Source organism: Pseudomonas sp. (assembly GCF_030147005.1).
GTDB lineage: Bacteria > Pseudomonadota > Gammaproteobacteria > Pseudomonadales > Pseudomonadaceae > Aquipseudomonas.
Window position 1 is genome coordinate 17,187 of record NZ_JASLAW010000251.1, and the last position, 15,087, is coordinate 32,273.

12 protein-coding genes are annotated in these 15,087 nt (G+C 61.2%); 6 read left to right on the forward strand and 6 right to left on the reverse strand.

Annotated features, from left to right (window positions below):
* Window positions 1-105: 105 nt before the first annotated feature.
* From Q1V60_RS24015 to Q1V60_RS24025, 3 genes are all read left to right on the forward strand, one after another.
* A complete protein-coding gene (locus Q1V60_RS24015) occupies window positions 106-378 on the forward strand; it encodes an HU family DNA-binding protein (protein WP_003174819.1) in 273 nt (90 codons plus the stop codon).
* Window positions 379-609: 231 nt separating this feature from the next.
* Window positions 610-2,484 (forward strand): SurA N-terminal domain-containing protein, encoded by a 1,875-nt coding sequence (locus tag Q1V60_RS24020; protein WP_300635475.1) that lies wholly within the window; start codon window positions 610-612, stop codon window positions 2,482-2,484.
* Window positions 2,485-2,752: 268 nt separating this feature from the next.
* Entirely contained in the window at window positions 2,753-3,580 is an 828-nt protein-coding gene (locus Q1V60_RS24025) for a DUF2242 domain-containing protein (RefSeq protein ID WP_300635477.1), read from the forward strand.
* A gap of 1 nt (window position 3,581) precedes the next feature.
* Here Q1V60_RS24025 and aceE read toward each other — a convergent pair whose 3' ends face one another.
* Window positions 3,582-6,242, reverse strand: a complete 2,661-nt coding sequence (gene aceE / locus Q1V60_RS24030; protein ID WP_300635479.1) for a pyruvate dehydrogenase (acetyl-transferring), homodimeric type — start codon at window positions 6,240-6,242, stop codon at window positions 3,582-3,584.
* A 144-nt stretch (window positions 6,243-6,386) separates the two neighbouring features.
* On the opposite strand from aceE, the gene Q1V60_RS24035 reads away from it, so the two are divergent.
* Window positions 6,387-6,857: a MarR family transcriptional regulator gene (locus Q1V60_RS24035; RefSeq protein ID WP_300635481.1), complete on the forward strand. Its 471-nt coding sequence runs from the start codon at window positions 6,387-6,389 to the stop codon at window positions 6,855-6,857.
* A gap of 33 nt (window positions 6,858-6,890) precedes the next feature.
* On the opposite strand, the gene Q1V60_RS24040 is transcribed toward Q1V60_RS24035, so the two are convergent.
* From Q1V60_RS24040 to Q1V60_RS24050, 3 genes are all read right to left on the reverse strand, one after another.
* The gene (locus Q1V60_RS24040; protein ID WP_300635483.1) at window positions 6,891-7,898 is read right to left on the reverse strand and encodes a pyruvate dehydrogenase; all 1,008 of its coding nucleotides are present in this window, start codon (window positions 7,896-7,898) and stop codon (window positions 6,891-6,893) included.
* A gap of 333 nt (window positions 7,899-8,231) precedes the next feature.
* Window positions 8,232-9,266 (reverse strand): AraC family transcriptional regulator, encoded by a 1,035-nt coding sequence (locus tag Q1V60_RS24045; RefSeq protein ID WP_300635485.1) that lies wholly within the window; start codon window positions 9,264-9,266, stop codon window positions 8,232-8,234.
* A gap of 4 nt (window positions 9,267-9,270) precedes the next feature.
* Entirely contained in the window at window positions 9,271-10,401 is a 1,131-nt protein-coding gene (locus Q1V60_RS24050) for a carbon-nitrogen hydrolase family protein (RefSeq protein WP_300635487.1), read from the reverse strand.
* Window positions 10,402-10,612: 211 nt separating this feature from the next.
* On the opposite strand from Q1V60_RS24050, the gene Q1V60_RS24055 reads away from it, so the two are divergent.
* Window positions 10,613-12,652: an NADPH-dependent 2,4-dienoyl-CoA reductase gene (locus tag Q1V60_RS24055; RefSeq protein WP_300635489.1), complete on the forward strand. Its 2,040-nt coding sequence runs from the start codon at window positions 10,613-10,615 to the stop codon at window positions 12,650-12,652.
* Window positions 12,653-12,710: 58 nt separating this feature from the next.
* A complete protein-coding gene (locus tag Q1V60_RS24060; RefSeq protein WP_300635491.1) occupies window positions 12,711-13,601 on the forward strand; it encodes a pyridoxal-phosphate dependent enzyme in 891 nt (296 codons plus the stop codon).
* On the opposite strand, the gene Q1V60_RS24065 is transcribed toward Q1V60_RS24060, so the two are convergent.
* A complete protein-coding gene (locus Q1V60_RS24065) occupies window positions 13,591-14,148 on the reverse strand; it encodes a cytochrome b (RefSeq protein ID WP_300635493.1) in 558 nt (185 codons plus the stop codon). The two genes, Q1V60_RS24060 and Q1V60_RS24065, sit on opposite strands and share 11 nt — an antisense overlap.
* A gap of 110 nt (window positions 14,149-14,258) precedes the next feature.
* Window positions 14,259-15,086 (reverse strand): phosphonoacetaldehyde hydrolase, encoded by an 828-nt coding sequence (phnX, locus tag Q1V60_RS24070; protein ID WP_300635495.1) that lies wholly within the window; start codon window positions 15,084-15,086, stop codon window positions 14,259-14,261.
* Window position 15,087: the final 1 nt, after the last annotated feature.

The window sequence follows — 15,087 nt, forward strand, 5'->3', positions numbered from 1 at the left end:
CTTGTTATAAAGCGGCTCTTAAGTGTCTGTAGGCCATCCAGCACTGATTTTTGCTTTCACCAAAAAACTTAGAATCATACTCATAGATATATAAGGGGACTTAGAGTGAACAAGTCGGAACTGATTGATGCTATCGCTGCATCCGCTGATATCCCGAAAGCTGCTGCCGGCCGTGCGCTGGACGCAGTAATCGAATCCGTCACTGGCGCTCTGAAGGCCGGCGACTCCGTGGTACTGGTAGGCTTCGGTACTTTCTCTGTGACTGACCGCCCAGCTCGCACTGGCCGTAACCCACAGACCGGCAAAGCACTGCAAATCGCTGCTGCCAAGAAACCAGGTTTCAAAGCCGGTAAAGCCCTGAAAGAAGCCGTTAACTAAGCTTCGATCGAGCCTTTGCTTACCCGGGTCGGACGCAGGTCTGGCCTGGCAGCGGAGCGGTAGCTGGCCCAAGTATCCATCGGGTCGCCACGCCGGGGGTCAGAGTTAAAACCCCCGTCCGCTCCGCCAGTTACGAGAAGGCGCATCCTCGGATGCGCCTTTCTTCTATCCGGATTCTACCCACGCTCCACGGTTGCCTACTTTTGATGTTCAACCGTTTCTGGGGGACGCATGCTGCAAAATATCAGGGACAATTCACAAGGCTGGATTGCCAAGACCATTATCGGGATCATCGTCGCATTGATGGCGTTCACCGGTATCGAGGCTATTTTCCAGGCTTCGGGTAATAACGCGCAGGACGTGGCCAAGGTCAACGGTGAGCAAATCACCCAGACCGAATTGAGCCAGGCCGTCGATATGCAACGGCGCCAGCTGATGCAACAACTGGGCAAGGATTTCGATGCTTCCCTGTTGGACGAGAAACTGCTGCGCGACGCGGCCCTCAAGGGCCTGATCGATCGCAAGCTGCTGCTGCAAGGCGCTGCGGACTCCAAGTTCGGCTTCTCGGAAGCGGCTTTGGACCAAGTGATCCTGCAGACGCCGGAGTTTCAGGTGGATGGCAAGTTCAACGCCGAACGCTTTGACCAGGTGATCCGTCAACTGGGCTATAGCCGCATGCAATTCCGTCAGATGATGACCCAGGAAATGCTGATCGGCCAGGTTCGCGCAGGCATCGCCGGCAGTGGTTTTGTGACCGATGCCGAGGTGCTGGCATTCGCCCGTCTGGAAAAACAGACACGCGATTTCGCTACCGTCAACATCAAGGCTGACCCGGCTGCGGTGAAACTCACCGACGACGAAGTCAAGGCCTACTACGACCAGCATGCCAAAGAGTTCATGACGCCGGATCAGGTCGTCATCGATTACCTGGAGCTGAAGAAGTCGTCCTTCTTCGACCAGGTCACCGTCAAGGACGATGAGCTGCAGGCTGCCTACGAGAAAGAAACCGCCAACCTCGCTGAACAGCGTCGTGCCGCGCATATTCTGATCGAGGTCAACGACAAGGTCACCGAGGCGCAAGCCAAGGCCAAGATCGAAGACATCCAGGCGCGCCTGGCCAAGGGCGAAAAGTTTGACGCGCTGGCCAAGGAATTCTCCCAGGATCCGGGTTCGGCCAACAATGGTGGCGATCTCGGCTTTGCCGGCCCAGGCGTCTACGACCCGGACTTCGAGACGGCTCTGTACGGCTTGAAGCAAGACCAGGTGTCAGTGCCGGTGCGCACGGCCTTCGGTTGGCACTTGATCAAACTGTTGGGCGTTGAAGCACCAGAAGTGCCATCGTTCGCCAGCCTGAAAGACAAGTTGACCCGCGAGCTCAAGGCCCAGCAGGTTGAACAGCGGTTTGTCGAAGCAACCAAGCAATTGGAAGATGCGGCATTCGAAGCCTCCGACCTGGCCCAGCCGGCGTCCGATCTGAAGCTGACCGTACACACGTCCGCGCCGTTCGGCCGTGAAGGTGGCGAAGGCGTCGCGGCCAACCGTGCCGTGGTCACCGCTGCGTTCAGCCCGGAAGTGCTGGATGAGGGTGCCAACAGCACCGCCATCGAGCTGGACCCGGAAACCATCATCGTGCTGCGTGCCAAAGAGCACCTCAAGCCTGCCCAGCTGCCGCTGGAAACGGTGTCCGCTGCGATTCGCACACAAATGGCCAAGGAGCGTGCAAGCGCTGCCGCCAAAGCCCATGCCGACGAGTTGATCGCCAGCCTGCGTGATGGCAAGGCCGCTTTGGACCAGCCGGTTGACGGCCAGGCCTGGAAGGTGACTGAAGCGGCCACCCGTGGCCAGGAAGGCATCGATCCTGCCGTGCTGCAAGCGCTGTTCCGCATGCCCAAGCCTGCGGCCAAAGACAAGCCGACCTTCACCACCGTCACCCTGCGCGATGGCAGCCTGGTGGTCGTGCGCTTGAACGGCGTCAATGAAGCGGCTGCGCCTACGGACGAAGAAAAGGCGCAATACCGCCGCGCCCTCGCTTCGCGTATTGGCCAGCAAGACTTTGCTGCCTACCGCAAGCAGTTGGAAACCGAGGCAGACATCAAGAAGTTCTGATGTCGGCTTGACCAGAAAGACCCCGTCCTGAAAAGGCCGGGGTCTTTTTTTGGCGGCTGACCAAGGCTTATCCTTCGGCATGCGCTGTGCTGCATGCAGCAACGTACCCAGGGCGATGGGTGGACGTCAGGGAATCGCCATCAGCAAACCTGCCATGATCGCGGACGCGTGTCTCAAAGACCTGTGACGTTTTACCGACAGGAATGCGCGCGCCAACGCCTCGTTCTGTTGCACAATACCGCCCGGACTGTTTTTCTCAGGATATTCGATGTCGACATCATTTCACTTGCGAAACCTAGGGTTGGCGCTGGTGCTGGCGGGCGCTGCGGGTTGCTCGTCACCCAAGACCGCGATTTATGAACACGAAAATTTCGATGATTCCGGTACGTTTTCCCGCGATTACCCGGTCAGCGACGTGGCCGCCTGTGAAGCGGCGCGCCGGGCCCTGCTAAGCCAGGGCTATATCATCACCAGCAGCGATCCGAAGCTGGTGGCCGGTAACAAGAGTTTCCAGCAGACCGGCGAGACTCACCTGCAGATCAGCTTCAACGTGGTGTGTGCCGCTGATGGCAAAGGCAGCAATCACTCGACGATGTTTGCCAACGCCTTGCAGGACCGCTATGCGCTGAAGAAGGTCAACAACTCCGCAAGCCTCGGCGTGGGTGTGCTCGGCTCGGTATCGATGCCGATTGGTTCCACCGATGACTCGATGGTGAAGGTAGCGAGCGAGACCGTCTCGGCACCGAAGTTCTATGAGCGTTACTTCGCTCTGGTGGATGTATTCCTGCCCCAGGAAGTGAAGCAGGCCGAGCATATTCCAGAGCGCCCCAAGGCTGACCTGGGCATGCCCGAACCCAAGGCTGCTCCGGTTGCCGACAAGCGCGAGACGCCTCAAGACGCCCAGCAAGCGCCTGCCGCCGCGCAACCGCTTGCACCGCCTCCTGAGGCCGCACCGATCGCGCCAATCACGCCCAATCCAGAGCCAGAGCCGGCCCCTAGCGCGACCCCGACAATGGAGCCCGCTCCGGCGCCGACCAATCCTGACCTGCCGGCACCGACAGAGGCGATTCCACCCCTGCCAATGCCTGCGCAGTAGCTCAAACGGCTACGGGGTCAGCCTTGTCGACGTTGATCCCGTAGCGGCTGATGGCCTCGACGATTTTGTCACGGCCTATCACGCCGTCATCCGCCAACGCTTTCAAGGTAGCCAGAACGATGAAGTGGCGGTCTACCTCGAAAAACTCGCGCAATGTCTCCCGGGTATCCGATTGCCCGAAACCATCGGTGCCCAGTGCGACGAATCGGCGGTTGTGCACGAAAGGGCGAATCTGGTCGGCGAATAACTTCATGTAGTCCGTAGCCACCACCACCGCCCCGGTTTTCCCGGCGAGGCAGGTTTCAACGTAGCTCTGGCGCGGCTCGCTCTGCGGGTTCAGCAGGTTCCAGCGCTCGGCGGCGTGCCCGTCACGGCGCAACTCGGTCAGGCTGGTGACGCTCCAGACATCGCTGTGCACGGCGAAATCCTTGGCGAGCAGCTCGGCTGCGGCAATCACTTCGCGCAAAATCGAGCCGCTACCCATCAGTTGTGCCTGCGCTTGTGGGTGGGTGCTCAGCGGATACATGCCCTTGAGGATTCCCTGTTCAACGCCTTCGGGCATTGCCGGGTGCGGGTAGTTTTCGTTGAGCAGGGTGATGTAGTAGTAAATGTCCTCCTGTTCGACATACATACGCCGCATGCCCTCGCGAATAATTACCGCCAGCTCGTAGGCAAATGTCGGGTCATAGGCCACGCAGCAAGGAATCACCGACGCGAGGATATGGCTGTGTCCGTCATCGTGCTGCAAGCCTTCGCCCATCAGCGTGGTGCGCCCGGCCGTGGCGCCCAGCAGGAAGCCGCGCGCGCGTGCATCACCCGCCGCCCAAGCCAGGTCGCCCACGCGCTGGAAGCCGAACATCGAATAGAAAATATAGAACGGCACGGTCATCAGGCCATGATTGCTGTAGGACGTACTCGCCGCGATCCACGAAGAAATGGCGCCGGATTCATTCAGCCCTTCCTGCATGATCTGTCCGTCTTTGCTCTCCTTGTAGTAGCTCAATTGCCCAGCGTCCTGCGGGGTATAAAGCTGACCGACAGCAGAGTGGATGCCGATCTGGCGGAACAGGCTTTCCATGCCGAAGGTGCGCGATTCATCCGGCACGATGGGTACGATCAGCTTGCTCAGGTGCGGGTCCTTGAGCAGCGTGCCGAGGATGCGCACAAAGGCCATGGTGGTCGAGATGGCGCGCTCGCCGGTGTCTTTGAGTTGGGTAGCGAACGCGCTCAGCTCGGGTATCTGCAACGGCGCGACGGCCGCTTGGCGCGACGGCACATAGCCGCCCAGGGCTTGGCGCCTGGCGGTGAAGTAGCGGGCTTCTTCGCTGTCGGCGGCAGGCTTGAGGTAAGGGATTTCGTCGAGTTGGTCATCGGCCACTTCCAGCCCGAAGCGGTCGCGGAAGGCTTTTACCGCGTCGGCCCCCATCTTTTTCAATTGATGGTTGATGTTCTGGCCTTCGCCGGCTTCGCCCATGCCAAAGCCCTTGACGGTTTTGGCCAAGATCACAGTGGGCTGGCCCTTGTGCCGTACCGCGGCGGCGTAGGCGTTGTAAACCTTGGCCGGGTCATGGCCGCCCCGTGAGAGTTTCCAAATATCGTCGTCGGACATATCTGCAACCAACGCAAGCAACTCCGGATATTTGCCGAAGAAATGCTCGCGTACGTAGGCACCATTCTGAGATTTGTAATTTTGATAGTCGCCGTCCACGCATTCCATCATGCGTTGGCGCAGCAGGCCGCTGTGGTCCTTTTCCAGCAGCGCATCCCAGCCACCGCCCCAGATCACCTTGATGACATTCCAGCCGGCGGCGCGGTACAAACTCTCGAACTCTTGGATCACCTTGGCATTGCCGCGCACCGGGCCGTCCAGGCGCTGCAGATTGCAGTTGACGACAAAAATCAGGTTATCGAGTTTTTCGCGGCCGGCGACGGAAATGGCCGCCAGGGATTCCGGCTGATCCATTTCGCCATCACCCAGGAACGCCCATACCTTGCGACCCTGGTGTTGCTTAAGGTCACGAAATTCCAGGTAACGCATAAAGCGGGCCTGGTAAGCGGCAGTGATCGGCCCGAGCCCCATCGAAACCGTAGGGAATTGCCAGAAGTCCGGCATCAATCTTGGGTGAGGGTAGGAAGACAATCCCTCGCCGCCGGCCTCGCGGCGGAAGTTGTCGAGCTGGGCTTCGCTGATACGGCCCTCCAGGTAGGCGCGGCCGTAGATGCCCGGCGAGGAGTGACCTTGGATGTACACCAGATCGCCGTCGAACGTGTCGGTTCGGCCACGAAAGAAGTGGTCGAAGCCTACATCGTAAAGCACGGCGGCTGACGCATAGGTAGCGATATGCCCACCCACGCCTGAATGTTTGCCTGCCCGCAACACCATCGCCATGGCATTCCAGCGGATAAATGCATTGGTCCGTCGTTCGATGTCCAGATTGCCGGGGTAGGGCACCTGACGTTCGACTGCAATGGTGTTGACGTAAGGGGTGGTCACCCGTCCGTAAAAATCGCCGTGGCGCGCTACATCGAAATCCAGCAGCTGGTCGATCAGGTAATGGGCGCGGGGGCGACCTTCGGCAGACAGCACCGATTCGATGGAGTCCAGCCACTCACGGGTTTCCTGTGGATCGTGGTCCAGGGATGCTGCGTTGTTCGGGTGCATATGAGGCTCCAGGGTAGGCGGATTCCAGGCGGCTGACTCCTTGTGGGAGTGGCGCGATATAGTTGCAATTGCAACGACATGCCGGAATTTAGCCCGGGATGAGCTACTATTGCAACCTTCTTGAAATTCCCCGGATGGTGTTGCATGTCGTCGAAAGAGCCTGATGTATGGTTCCGTTTTGTCAGGGCCCACAGGACTGTCATCCGTGAGATCGAGCGGCGGTTGGCCGAGGCGCAACTGCCGCCGTATGCGTGGTACGACGCGTTGTGGGGGTTGGAAAGCGGTGCGGAAGGCACGCGCCGTATGCATGAACTGGCCGATGTATTGGCCATTGAACGCTACAACCTCACGCGCCTGGTCGACCGTCTCGAAAAGGACGGCCTGGTGGTGCGCTCGCGTTCCGACGGCGATGGCCGTGCGGCGTTCGCGTCGATCACCGAGGCGGGCCGTACCCTGCGTAAGAAAATGTGGAAAATCTACGAAAGCACTGTGGATGAGCTGTTTTTGTCGCAGATTGAGCCTGAGCATCGCCACGCCTTCGCCGATGCGCTGGAGCGCACGGCGGGGTTGGCGTTGGACGCCGGCGTGCAAACCCGCGGCCGGCGCAAAACTTAATGGGATGACGTGAGGGCGGGGCCGCATTTCCGGTCATTTCAGGTAGTACCGTTGCAGGGCGATCTCCACGCTTTGTGTGTCCAACTGGCCTTCATCGGCCAATGCTTTTAACGCCAGCACCGCAATCCAATAACGGTTCGGTGCTGCTGCCTGCACCGAGCCTGCGCCCAACGCCACGAAGCGCGTGTGCACATGTGCCGCCAATTGATCGACAACCGCCTGTGGGTAGCCGGTGACGGCAATCACGGGTGTTCGGCTCCCCGCCAGGCAGTCGCGCAAATGGCAGCTACGCCTGGGCGCGCGCGGATGCAGGCGGTTCCAGCGCTCAGCGGCCGCCGCCTCGCGGGCCAGGCGGGTATAACTGGGACAGCTCCATACGTGGGCCGTGATGCCCCATTCATGTTCCAGTAGCTGTGCGGCATGGATGACCTCCTGCAATGCCTTGCCGGCACCGAGCAATCGCACAGCGTCTGCGTTGTCAGGTCGCCGGACGGGATACATGCCCTTGATCGTGCCTTCAGGATCCAGCGTCTGTGGTGCGATTGCGCTTTGCTGATCATGCAGCGCCAGGTAATAAAAGCCCGGCTGGCCCTCGACATATAACGTGCGCAAACCCGCCAGCACGATCGCCCGCGCTTCTTCGCCCGAGGCCGGATCGTATGGCGTGCAGCGCGGATTGGTCGACAGCCACAAGGGCAGCGACGGGTGTGCGCCCTTCGGCCAGGGGGACGGCTGGGCTTCGCTGTCATTGCACAAAATGCCGCGCTGGGCGGTCTGGTCCGACAGTGCGCACAGCTGTGCAGACGACGTGGCACTGTGCAGGTAGAGCATCGGTTTTTCGCCGGTGTTGCGGGCAAACCAGACGGGCCAGTTACCCACGCGCCGAGTGCGGGTCTGGCCGCGAATTACCCAGGCTTGTCGGCTGAACTCCAAAATATTGGCCATGTTCATGACTGTGTACAGCGGCGAGCCGCGCGGGTATGAGCAGGTGTCAAGTGCGTCTATGCACAACTGCGCAGCGCTTTCGGTAGAGGCGGGCATTGGACAAGGCTCCTGGAAACAGAGGTGTCTACCCTAATGGAATCTGTCATGTGATTGCAATTGCAATGATTGCAATCGCACCTCGACAGTCGTCTGCTAAATCTTCCCGTCGCTGCCGCGTTTGATCTTTAGATGCAAGAACGTCACGGCGCAGACATTTTTTCGTCATGACGGCACTTTAGGCTGGCCGTGCAGGTCATTAATTGCGCAGCCGCTTTTAACTCAACAAGGAGTCCCCCATGGACGATTACCAGGAAGAACTGCTGGAGTACCAGGCATTCGAACACGACCCGCTGGATCCGGTCGACGATGCCACCGAGCTTTAACCCGGCTTCAGGCGGAATGCCGCTGACTGCGGCGAAATTCCCCTGGGGTCTGGTTGTTCCAGCGTCTGAAGGCCCGCTGAAAGGCTTGGGCTGAGGCGAAACCGAGCAAGTAGGCGATCTCGCCAAAGGCCAGTTCCGTATCGCGAATATAGGTCATGGCCAGGTCGCGGCGGGTGTCGTTGAGAATCGCACGGAACTGCGTGCCCTCGTCGGCGAGTTTGCGGCGCAGTGTCCAGGTGGGCAGCTTCAAGCGTGCCGCCACTTCTTCCAGGTCGGGTTCCCTGCCACCATTGAGCATCGGCCCGAGTAGACGGGTAATGCGCTCGCGCAGGCTGCGGGTGCGCGTCAGTTGCTCCAGTTCCCTTTCACACAATTGCAGCAATAACTGCCAGGTACTCGGGCAGTGCTCCGGGTTGCGCAGCGCCAGCGTGGGTTGGTTCAGGCGCAGTTGATTGATGTCGGCACCGAACTGCACCGGACTGTCCCCCAGCACGCCATACGACTGGCTGTATTCGGGTGCTTCGAATTCGATTTCGATGCGTTGGGCCTGCACCCTTTGTTGCGCCAGGCTCGACAGTTGATGCAGCCAGCCGGCAATGATCGAGTCCACCACAAAGCGGTTGTAGGCATTGTAGGGGCTGATGGAATAGAACCTCAGCCAGGCGCCTTCGGCGTCTTCATGAAAACTCGATTGCCCACGGTAGTTGGAGCCATACAGCGGTTCGAAACGCGTCAGCGTGCGCGCGGCTTCGCGTACATTCGGCGCCTGGGCGGCGGTGACACCGGCGAGCCCGGCCTGACTCAAACGGCTGAGCTGACCCATGCGCAGGCCCAGGCCCGGGTCGCCGGTCAGTTGGATGGCCGCATGGCCCAGGCGCATATAGCGCGGGATCGACAGGCGCGCACCCGCTTCGGCCAAGCGTGCAGGGTCCAGGCCGTATTGCAGCAACAGTGGTTGCGGGTCCAAACCGTGGCTGCGGATGGCATCGGCCAGGGTGTGCACGAAGCCCACCGACAAATCCCCCAGGCGCACCGGCTTCACGTGGCTACAGCCAGATATTCAACAGGCGCGCGCCACGGGCATCGCCGTCGGCAAACAGGTGCCCGTTGCGGCTGAGAAAGCTTTGCCCGGCACTGCCCAGGTCCCAGAACTGCCCACGCAAAAACACGCTCATGCCGGCTGTGGCTTGGCTGATGGGCGGCTGGCCGATCAGCGTCAGGCGGCGCCAGGCTTCACCCTCGCTGGTTTCCTCGGGCTTGAGGCTGACTTCCGAAGGCGTTGATACGCTCTTGAAGCCGCGCCAAGGGCGGTCCCAGGTGTCGCGCCCGGTCACGTAGGCCGGTACGGCAATCAGCTGGGCGCCTTGTTCGTTGAGCTTGCGGTAGTTATCCGGGTACCAGCTGTCGCTGCCGATCAGGACGCCCAGGCGCCCGGCCGGGGTGTCGACCACGCTGACAATGTTTTCATCGCCGGGATTGATAAAGCCGCGCTCGTCGTAAATTGGATACAGCTGACGCTGCGGCTGGCCGAGAGGCAAACCATCGGCGGCAAATACCAGGCTGACGTTGTACAGCGCGCCGTGACCGACCTGCAGCTGCCCCAGGCTCACTGTGGGGTTGGGCAGGGCGATGGAGCCGGCCACCAGGGTCACGCCGAACTCCTTGGCCAGGCCGCCAAACAGCACTTGGTAGTCGCGTGCCATGCCTGGCGCCTTCATGCGCAGGTACGCATCGTCCATTCGGTTGTCGCCGGTGGCGCTGATCCAGGCGCGCATGAATTGCAACGGGTTGCTGATCGACAACCAGTTCATCGCGTCCTTGAGGTGGGTGGCCTGGTACACCTCGTTTTTCTCGCCGGTCAGCATCAGCCAGGTGCCGATATGTTCGGGCAGGACCACGACTGTCTTGTCGTTGATCAAGCCCTGTTCGCGGGCCTTTTGCAGATAGGCCGAGAGCTTCAAGTGCAGGCGCTCCAGGCTCTGGTAGTCGGCGGGGAACAGCTCCGGCTGGATGCCCAGCAGGTTGCCACGTTCGGCCGGTTGACCTTCATTGACGGCGACGGTGATGCGCAGGTCCGACAGGTAATGCGCCACGGGGCGCTCCTGGGTCCAGACCAGATACGCGGCGAGGGCGGCAACCAGGGCCATGGTGACGGTGAACACGAGTAATTTACGCATGGGGCAACAGACAACAGACCGGGGGCAGGGTTCGCGACTAGGGTAGGGCCCACGGCCCGGCTTGCCAAGGGGTGCTGTGCATTTGGATCAATAACTTGTCAGTTTCAGTCATTGAGCGGTAGGTGGTCGCCTCTTAGTCTGTGGGACATAAACCGATGGGGTGCCATTCGAGCGCTCCACGTCCCGTGATGATCCGTTGTGGAGCTGTACCATGACCGCTGCTGCCTACCCGCACTTGCTGGCCCCGTTGGACCTGGGTTTTACCACCCTGCGTAACCGCACCCTGATGGGCTCCATGCACACAGGCCTGGAAGAAAAGCCCGGCGGTTTCGAGCGCATGGCGGCTTACTTCGCCGAGCGCGCCCGTGGCGGCGTCGGCCTGATGGTGACCGGCGGCATTGGCCCGAACGACGAGGGCGGCGTGTATGCGGGTGCGGCCAAGCTGACCACCGACGAAGAGGCGCAAAAGCACAGGATCGTTACCCGCGCCGTGCACGATGCGGGTGGCAAGATCTGCATGCAGATCCTCCATGCGGGGCGTTATGCCTACAGTCCCAAGCAGGTGGCGCCGAGTGCCATTCAGGCGCCGATCAATCCGTTCAAGCCCAAGGCGCTGGACGAGGAGGGCATCGAGAAGCAGATCCAGGATTTCGTCACCTGCTCGCTGCTGGCCCAGGTCGCCGAGTACGACGGCGTGGAAATCATGGGCTCCGAAGGCTACTTCATTAACCAGTTCCTGGCCGCCCACACCAACCACCGTACCGACCGTTGGGGTGGCAGCTTTGAAAACCGTATGCGCCTGGCCGTGGAAATCGTGCGTCGGGTGCGTGAAGCGGTCGGCCCGAATTTCATTATCATTTTCCGCCTGTCGATGCTCGACCTGGTCGAAGGCGGCAGCGTCTGGGAAGAAGTCGTGCAACTGGCCAAGGCCATCGAGCAGGCCGGCGCGACCATCATCAACACCGGCATCGGCTGGCACGAAGCGCGTATCCCGACCATTGCCACCAAGGTGCCGCGCGGTGCGTTCAGCAAGGTCACCGCTAAATTGCGCGGCGCGGTGCAGATTCCGCTGATCACCACCAACCGCATCAACACGCCGGAAATCGCCGAACAAATCCTGGCCGAGGGCGACGCCGACATGGTTTCGATGGCGCGGCCATTTCTGGCCGACCCGGAGTTCGTCAATAAAGCCGCGGCCGGGCGCGCCGACGAGATCAATACCTGCATCGGCTGCAATCAGGCGTGCCTGGACCACACTTTCGGCGGCAAGTTGACGACCTGCCTGGTCAACCCGCGGGCGTGCTATGAAACCGAGCTTAACTACCTGCCGGTCAAGCAGATCAAGAAAATCGCCGTGGTCGGCGCCGGTCCAGCCGGGTTGGCTGCTGCCACCGTGGCTGCCGAGCGTGGGCACCAGGTGACCTTGTTCGATTCCGCCAGCGAGATCGGTGGCCAGTTCAACATTGCCAAGCGCGTGCCGGGCAAGGAAGAGTTTGTCGAAACCCTGCGTTACTTCAAGCGCAAATTGCAGACCACCCATGTCGAGCTGTGCCTCAACACCCGTGTTGATGTGGCGCAACTGGTGGCGGGCGGTTATGACGAGGTGATCCTGGCCACCGGTATCGCACCGCGTACGCCGGCGATCCCAGGTGTGGAACATGCCAAGGTGCTGAGCTACCTGGACGTGATTCTCGAGCGTAAGCCGGTCGGCAAGCGCGTGGCGGTGATCGGCGCCGGCGGCATCGGGTTCGACGTGTCGGAATTCCTTGTGCATCAGGGCGTGTCTACCAGCCTGGACCGTGAAGCGTTCTGGAAAGAGTGGGGCATCGACACTCGGCTTGAAGCCCGCGGCGGCGTAGCCGGGATCAACCCCGAGCGGCATGCACCGGCGCGTGAGGTGTTCCTGCTGCAACGCAAGGCGACCAAGGTCGGCGACGGCCTGGGCAAGACCACCGGCTGGATCCACCGTACCGGTCTGAAGAACAAACAGGTGCAGATGCTTAACAGCGTCGAATACCTGAATATCGATGATGAAGGCCTGCATATTCGCATCGGCGCCGAGGGCGAGCCGCAGGTGCTGGCGGTGGACAACATCGTCATTTGCGCCGGCCAGGACCCGCTGCGCGAACTGCATGACGGCCTGGTCGCCGCCGGGCAGAACGTGCACCTGATTGGCGGTGCCGATGTGGCGGCCGAGCTGGACGCCAAGCGCGCCATCAATCAGGGCTCGCGCCTGGCTGCCGAGCTGTAAGTCGACGCAGAGGGGCGGTGTTAGACTGCCGCCCCCTTTTTCATTCAGATACCTTCCGATGGGCCCTTTCGACTGGCTGCCTCACGCGCCCCTTGAACCTTTACAGCTCGATTGGCTGCACGGGATTGAGTTGGCCGTGCTGCGCCTGGACCGCATCGACCCGCTGATCAGCGGCAACAAGTGGTTCAAGCTCAGCGGCCACCTGGCCGAGGCGCAACAGGCCGGCGCCAGCGGCATCATCAGCCTCGGCGGGGCTTACTCCAACCATCTGCACGCGCTGGCGGCGGCGGGCAAGCGCTTCGGTTTCCCTACGGTCGGCCTGTTGCGTGGCCATCCTCAAGACACGCCCACCGTACTCGACCTCAAGGCGTTCGGCATGCAATTGCATTGGCTCGGTTATGGCGGCTATCGCGCACGCCATGAGCCGGGCTTCTGGTTGCCTTGGCGCGAACAGTATCCCCACCTCCATCCGGTGCCAGAAGGCGGGGGCGGCCTGACCGGTGCGTTGGGCTGCGCGGTGTTGCTCGAACAGGCGCGGGCGCAACTGGGCAACCTGGGCTGGGCCGATTACGACGCTTGGTGGCTGGCGGCCGGCACCGGGACTACCCTGGCCGGCCTGGCGTTGGCGGAAGCAGGCGTGCATCCGGTGTATGGCGCCATGGCGGTACCGGATGATCATGGCGTGAGGCAGAACGTGAACGCAGTCGTGCAGCAAGGTTATGAGTTGCTGGACGCCAGTCGAGACGGGTTTGCCAAAGTCGATCCAGTGCTGCTCACGTTTATCGAGCGCACCGAACGCGCCTGCGGTATGTCATTGGAGCCCCTCTATACCGGCAAGGCGCTGCTGGCGTTGAAGCAGCAGATCGAGGCCGGACGTTTCGCCGCCGGCACGCGCCTGATCTTCATCCACACCGGCGGCTTGCAGGGCCGCCGGGGTTTTAGCGCCTAGTCCGCCCAACGGGCATCATTCGCAACGCGGTATTGTCGCGAAGCACATAGTGATGCAACAGCCCCGCCACCGCATGCAGCCCGATCAACCAATAACCGATCTGGCCAAACAGCACATGCCAGCCTTCGATCTCCTTGGCCAGCGCTTTGTTTTCAGCGATCAGCGGCGGCAATTCCATCCCATAGAACATCACCGAATGCCCTTCGGCGCTGACGATCAGCCAACCGGCAATCGGCATGCCGATCATCAGTGCATACAGCGCGAAGTGCACCAGCGTCGCCAATAGGCTCTGCCATTGCGGCGGTGCTGGCACGATCTTCGGCGCCACCCCCAGGCTGCGGGCAAACTGGCGCAGCCACACCAGCACAAACACGGTAAGGCCGAACATAAAGTGCATTTCGACGATCAGCGTGCGCGCACCGCTGCCTTTGGGGAATTGGCCGCGCAGCTCAATGCAGGCGTAAACCACCGCCAGCAGCACCACCATTAACCAGTGCAAGGCAATCGACATAGTACTGTAGCGCGAATCGGAATTTTTCCACGGCATCGCTGGGTCCTCATTGATCAGGGCATACCTCCGCTCTTTGACGGAGTCGTTTAACTGTATGCCTGTTTCAAGCGCTTGGCTCGTTGCGAATGCCGATGCCTTGACCTCCGTCAGTAGCTTTGCGGCATTTCCCCGCGAGCCAGGCGTGCGTTGATATCGGCGATGACCTGCGGCAGATCGGTAAGGGTGTCCACCCGGTAGTGCGGGCGCGAGCCCTGGAACATCGCTTCGATGCGCTGGCGCTCGCTGTCCAGTGTGGCGCTGTCCAATGCCCGGAATTGCTCATAGGTCAGGCCCAGGGCGTTGCCGGAGCAGGTCAGCGCCACGGTCCACATGCCTGCGCGTCGGCCTTCGAGGATACCCGGCACAGTGTCGTCGACCTTCACGCAGGCCGCCACATCGTCAATGCCCAGCGCGATCACGTTCGCCAGGGCCTGGGCCGGCCATGGGCGGCCGTTGGGCACTTCGTCGGTGGCGACCACGTGATCGGCCACATAGCCGTTGCTGGCGGCCAGGGCGACCACCTTGTCCATCACTTGCTTGGGGTAGCCGGAGCAGGAACCGATCTTAATGTCCTGGGCGCGCAGCCCCGCGAGGGTATCGAGGGCGCCGGGGATCAGGGCCGAGTGTTCAGCGATCTTCTCGATCTGCAACGGCATGAAACGCTGGTAGAGGGCCGTTACGTCGTCGTCGGTGGGCGCGCGGCCGAACACCTTGCGGCAGCGCTCGGCAACCTGGGGTTGGTCGCACAGCGTGCGGATATGGTCCCACTTGCCCATGCCCATCGGGCCGCGAGCTTCTTCGATGGAAACCTGTACGCCGAACTCGGCGAAGGCTTCGACAAAAATCTGCGTGGGCGCGAACGAGCCGAAATCGACCACGGTGCCGGCCCAGTCGAGGATGACGGCCTGGAGCGTGGTGGGGTTTTGATAGTTCATG

Coding starts and splice junctions, on each gene's coding strand:
- Q1V60_RS24055 (WP_300635489.1), top strand. CDS start 10,613: ATGACCGCTGCTGCCTACCCGCACTTGCTGGCCCCGTTGGACCTGGGT.
- Q1V60_RS24040 (WP_300635483.1), bottom strand. CDS start 7,898: ATGCCCGCCTCTACCGAAAGCGCTGCGCAGTTGTGCATAGACGCACTT.
- phnX (WP_300635495.1), bottom strand. CDS start 15,086: ATGAACTATCAAAACCCCACCACGCTCCAGGCCGTCATCCTCGACTGG.
- Q1V60_RS24050 (WP_300635487.1), bottom strand. CDS start 10,401: ATGCGTAAATTACTCGTGTTCACCGTCACCATGGCCCTGGTTGCCGCC.
- Q1V60_RS24020 (WP_300635475.1), top strand. CDS start 610: ATGCTGCAAAATATCAGGGACAATTCACAAGGCTGGATTGCCAAGACC.
- Q1V60_RS24035 (WP_300635481.1), top strand. CDS start 6,387: ATGTCGTCGAAAGAGCCTGATGTATGGTTCCGTTTTGTCAGGGCCCAC.
- aceE (WP_300635479.1), bottom strand. CDS start 6,242: ATGCACCCGAACAACGCAGCATCCCTGGACCACGATCCACAGGAAACC.
- Q1V60_RS24025 (WP_300635477.1), top strand. CDS start 2,753: ATGTCGACATCATTTCACTTGCGAAACCTAGGGTTGGCGCTGGTGCTG.
- Q1V60_RS24060 (WP_300635491.1), top strand. CDS start 12,711: ATGGGCCCTTTCGACTGGCTGCCTCACGCGCCCCTTGAACCTTTACAG.
- Q1V60_RS24065 (WP_300635493.1), bottom strand. CDS start 14,148: ATGCCGTGGAAAAATTCCGATTCGCGCTACAGTACTATGTCGATTGCC.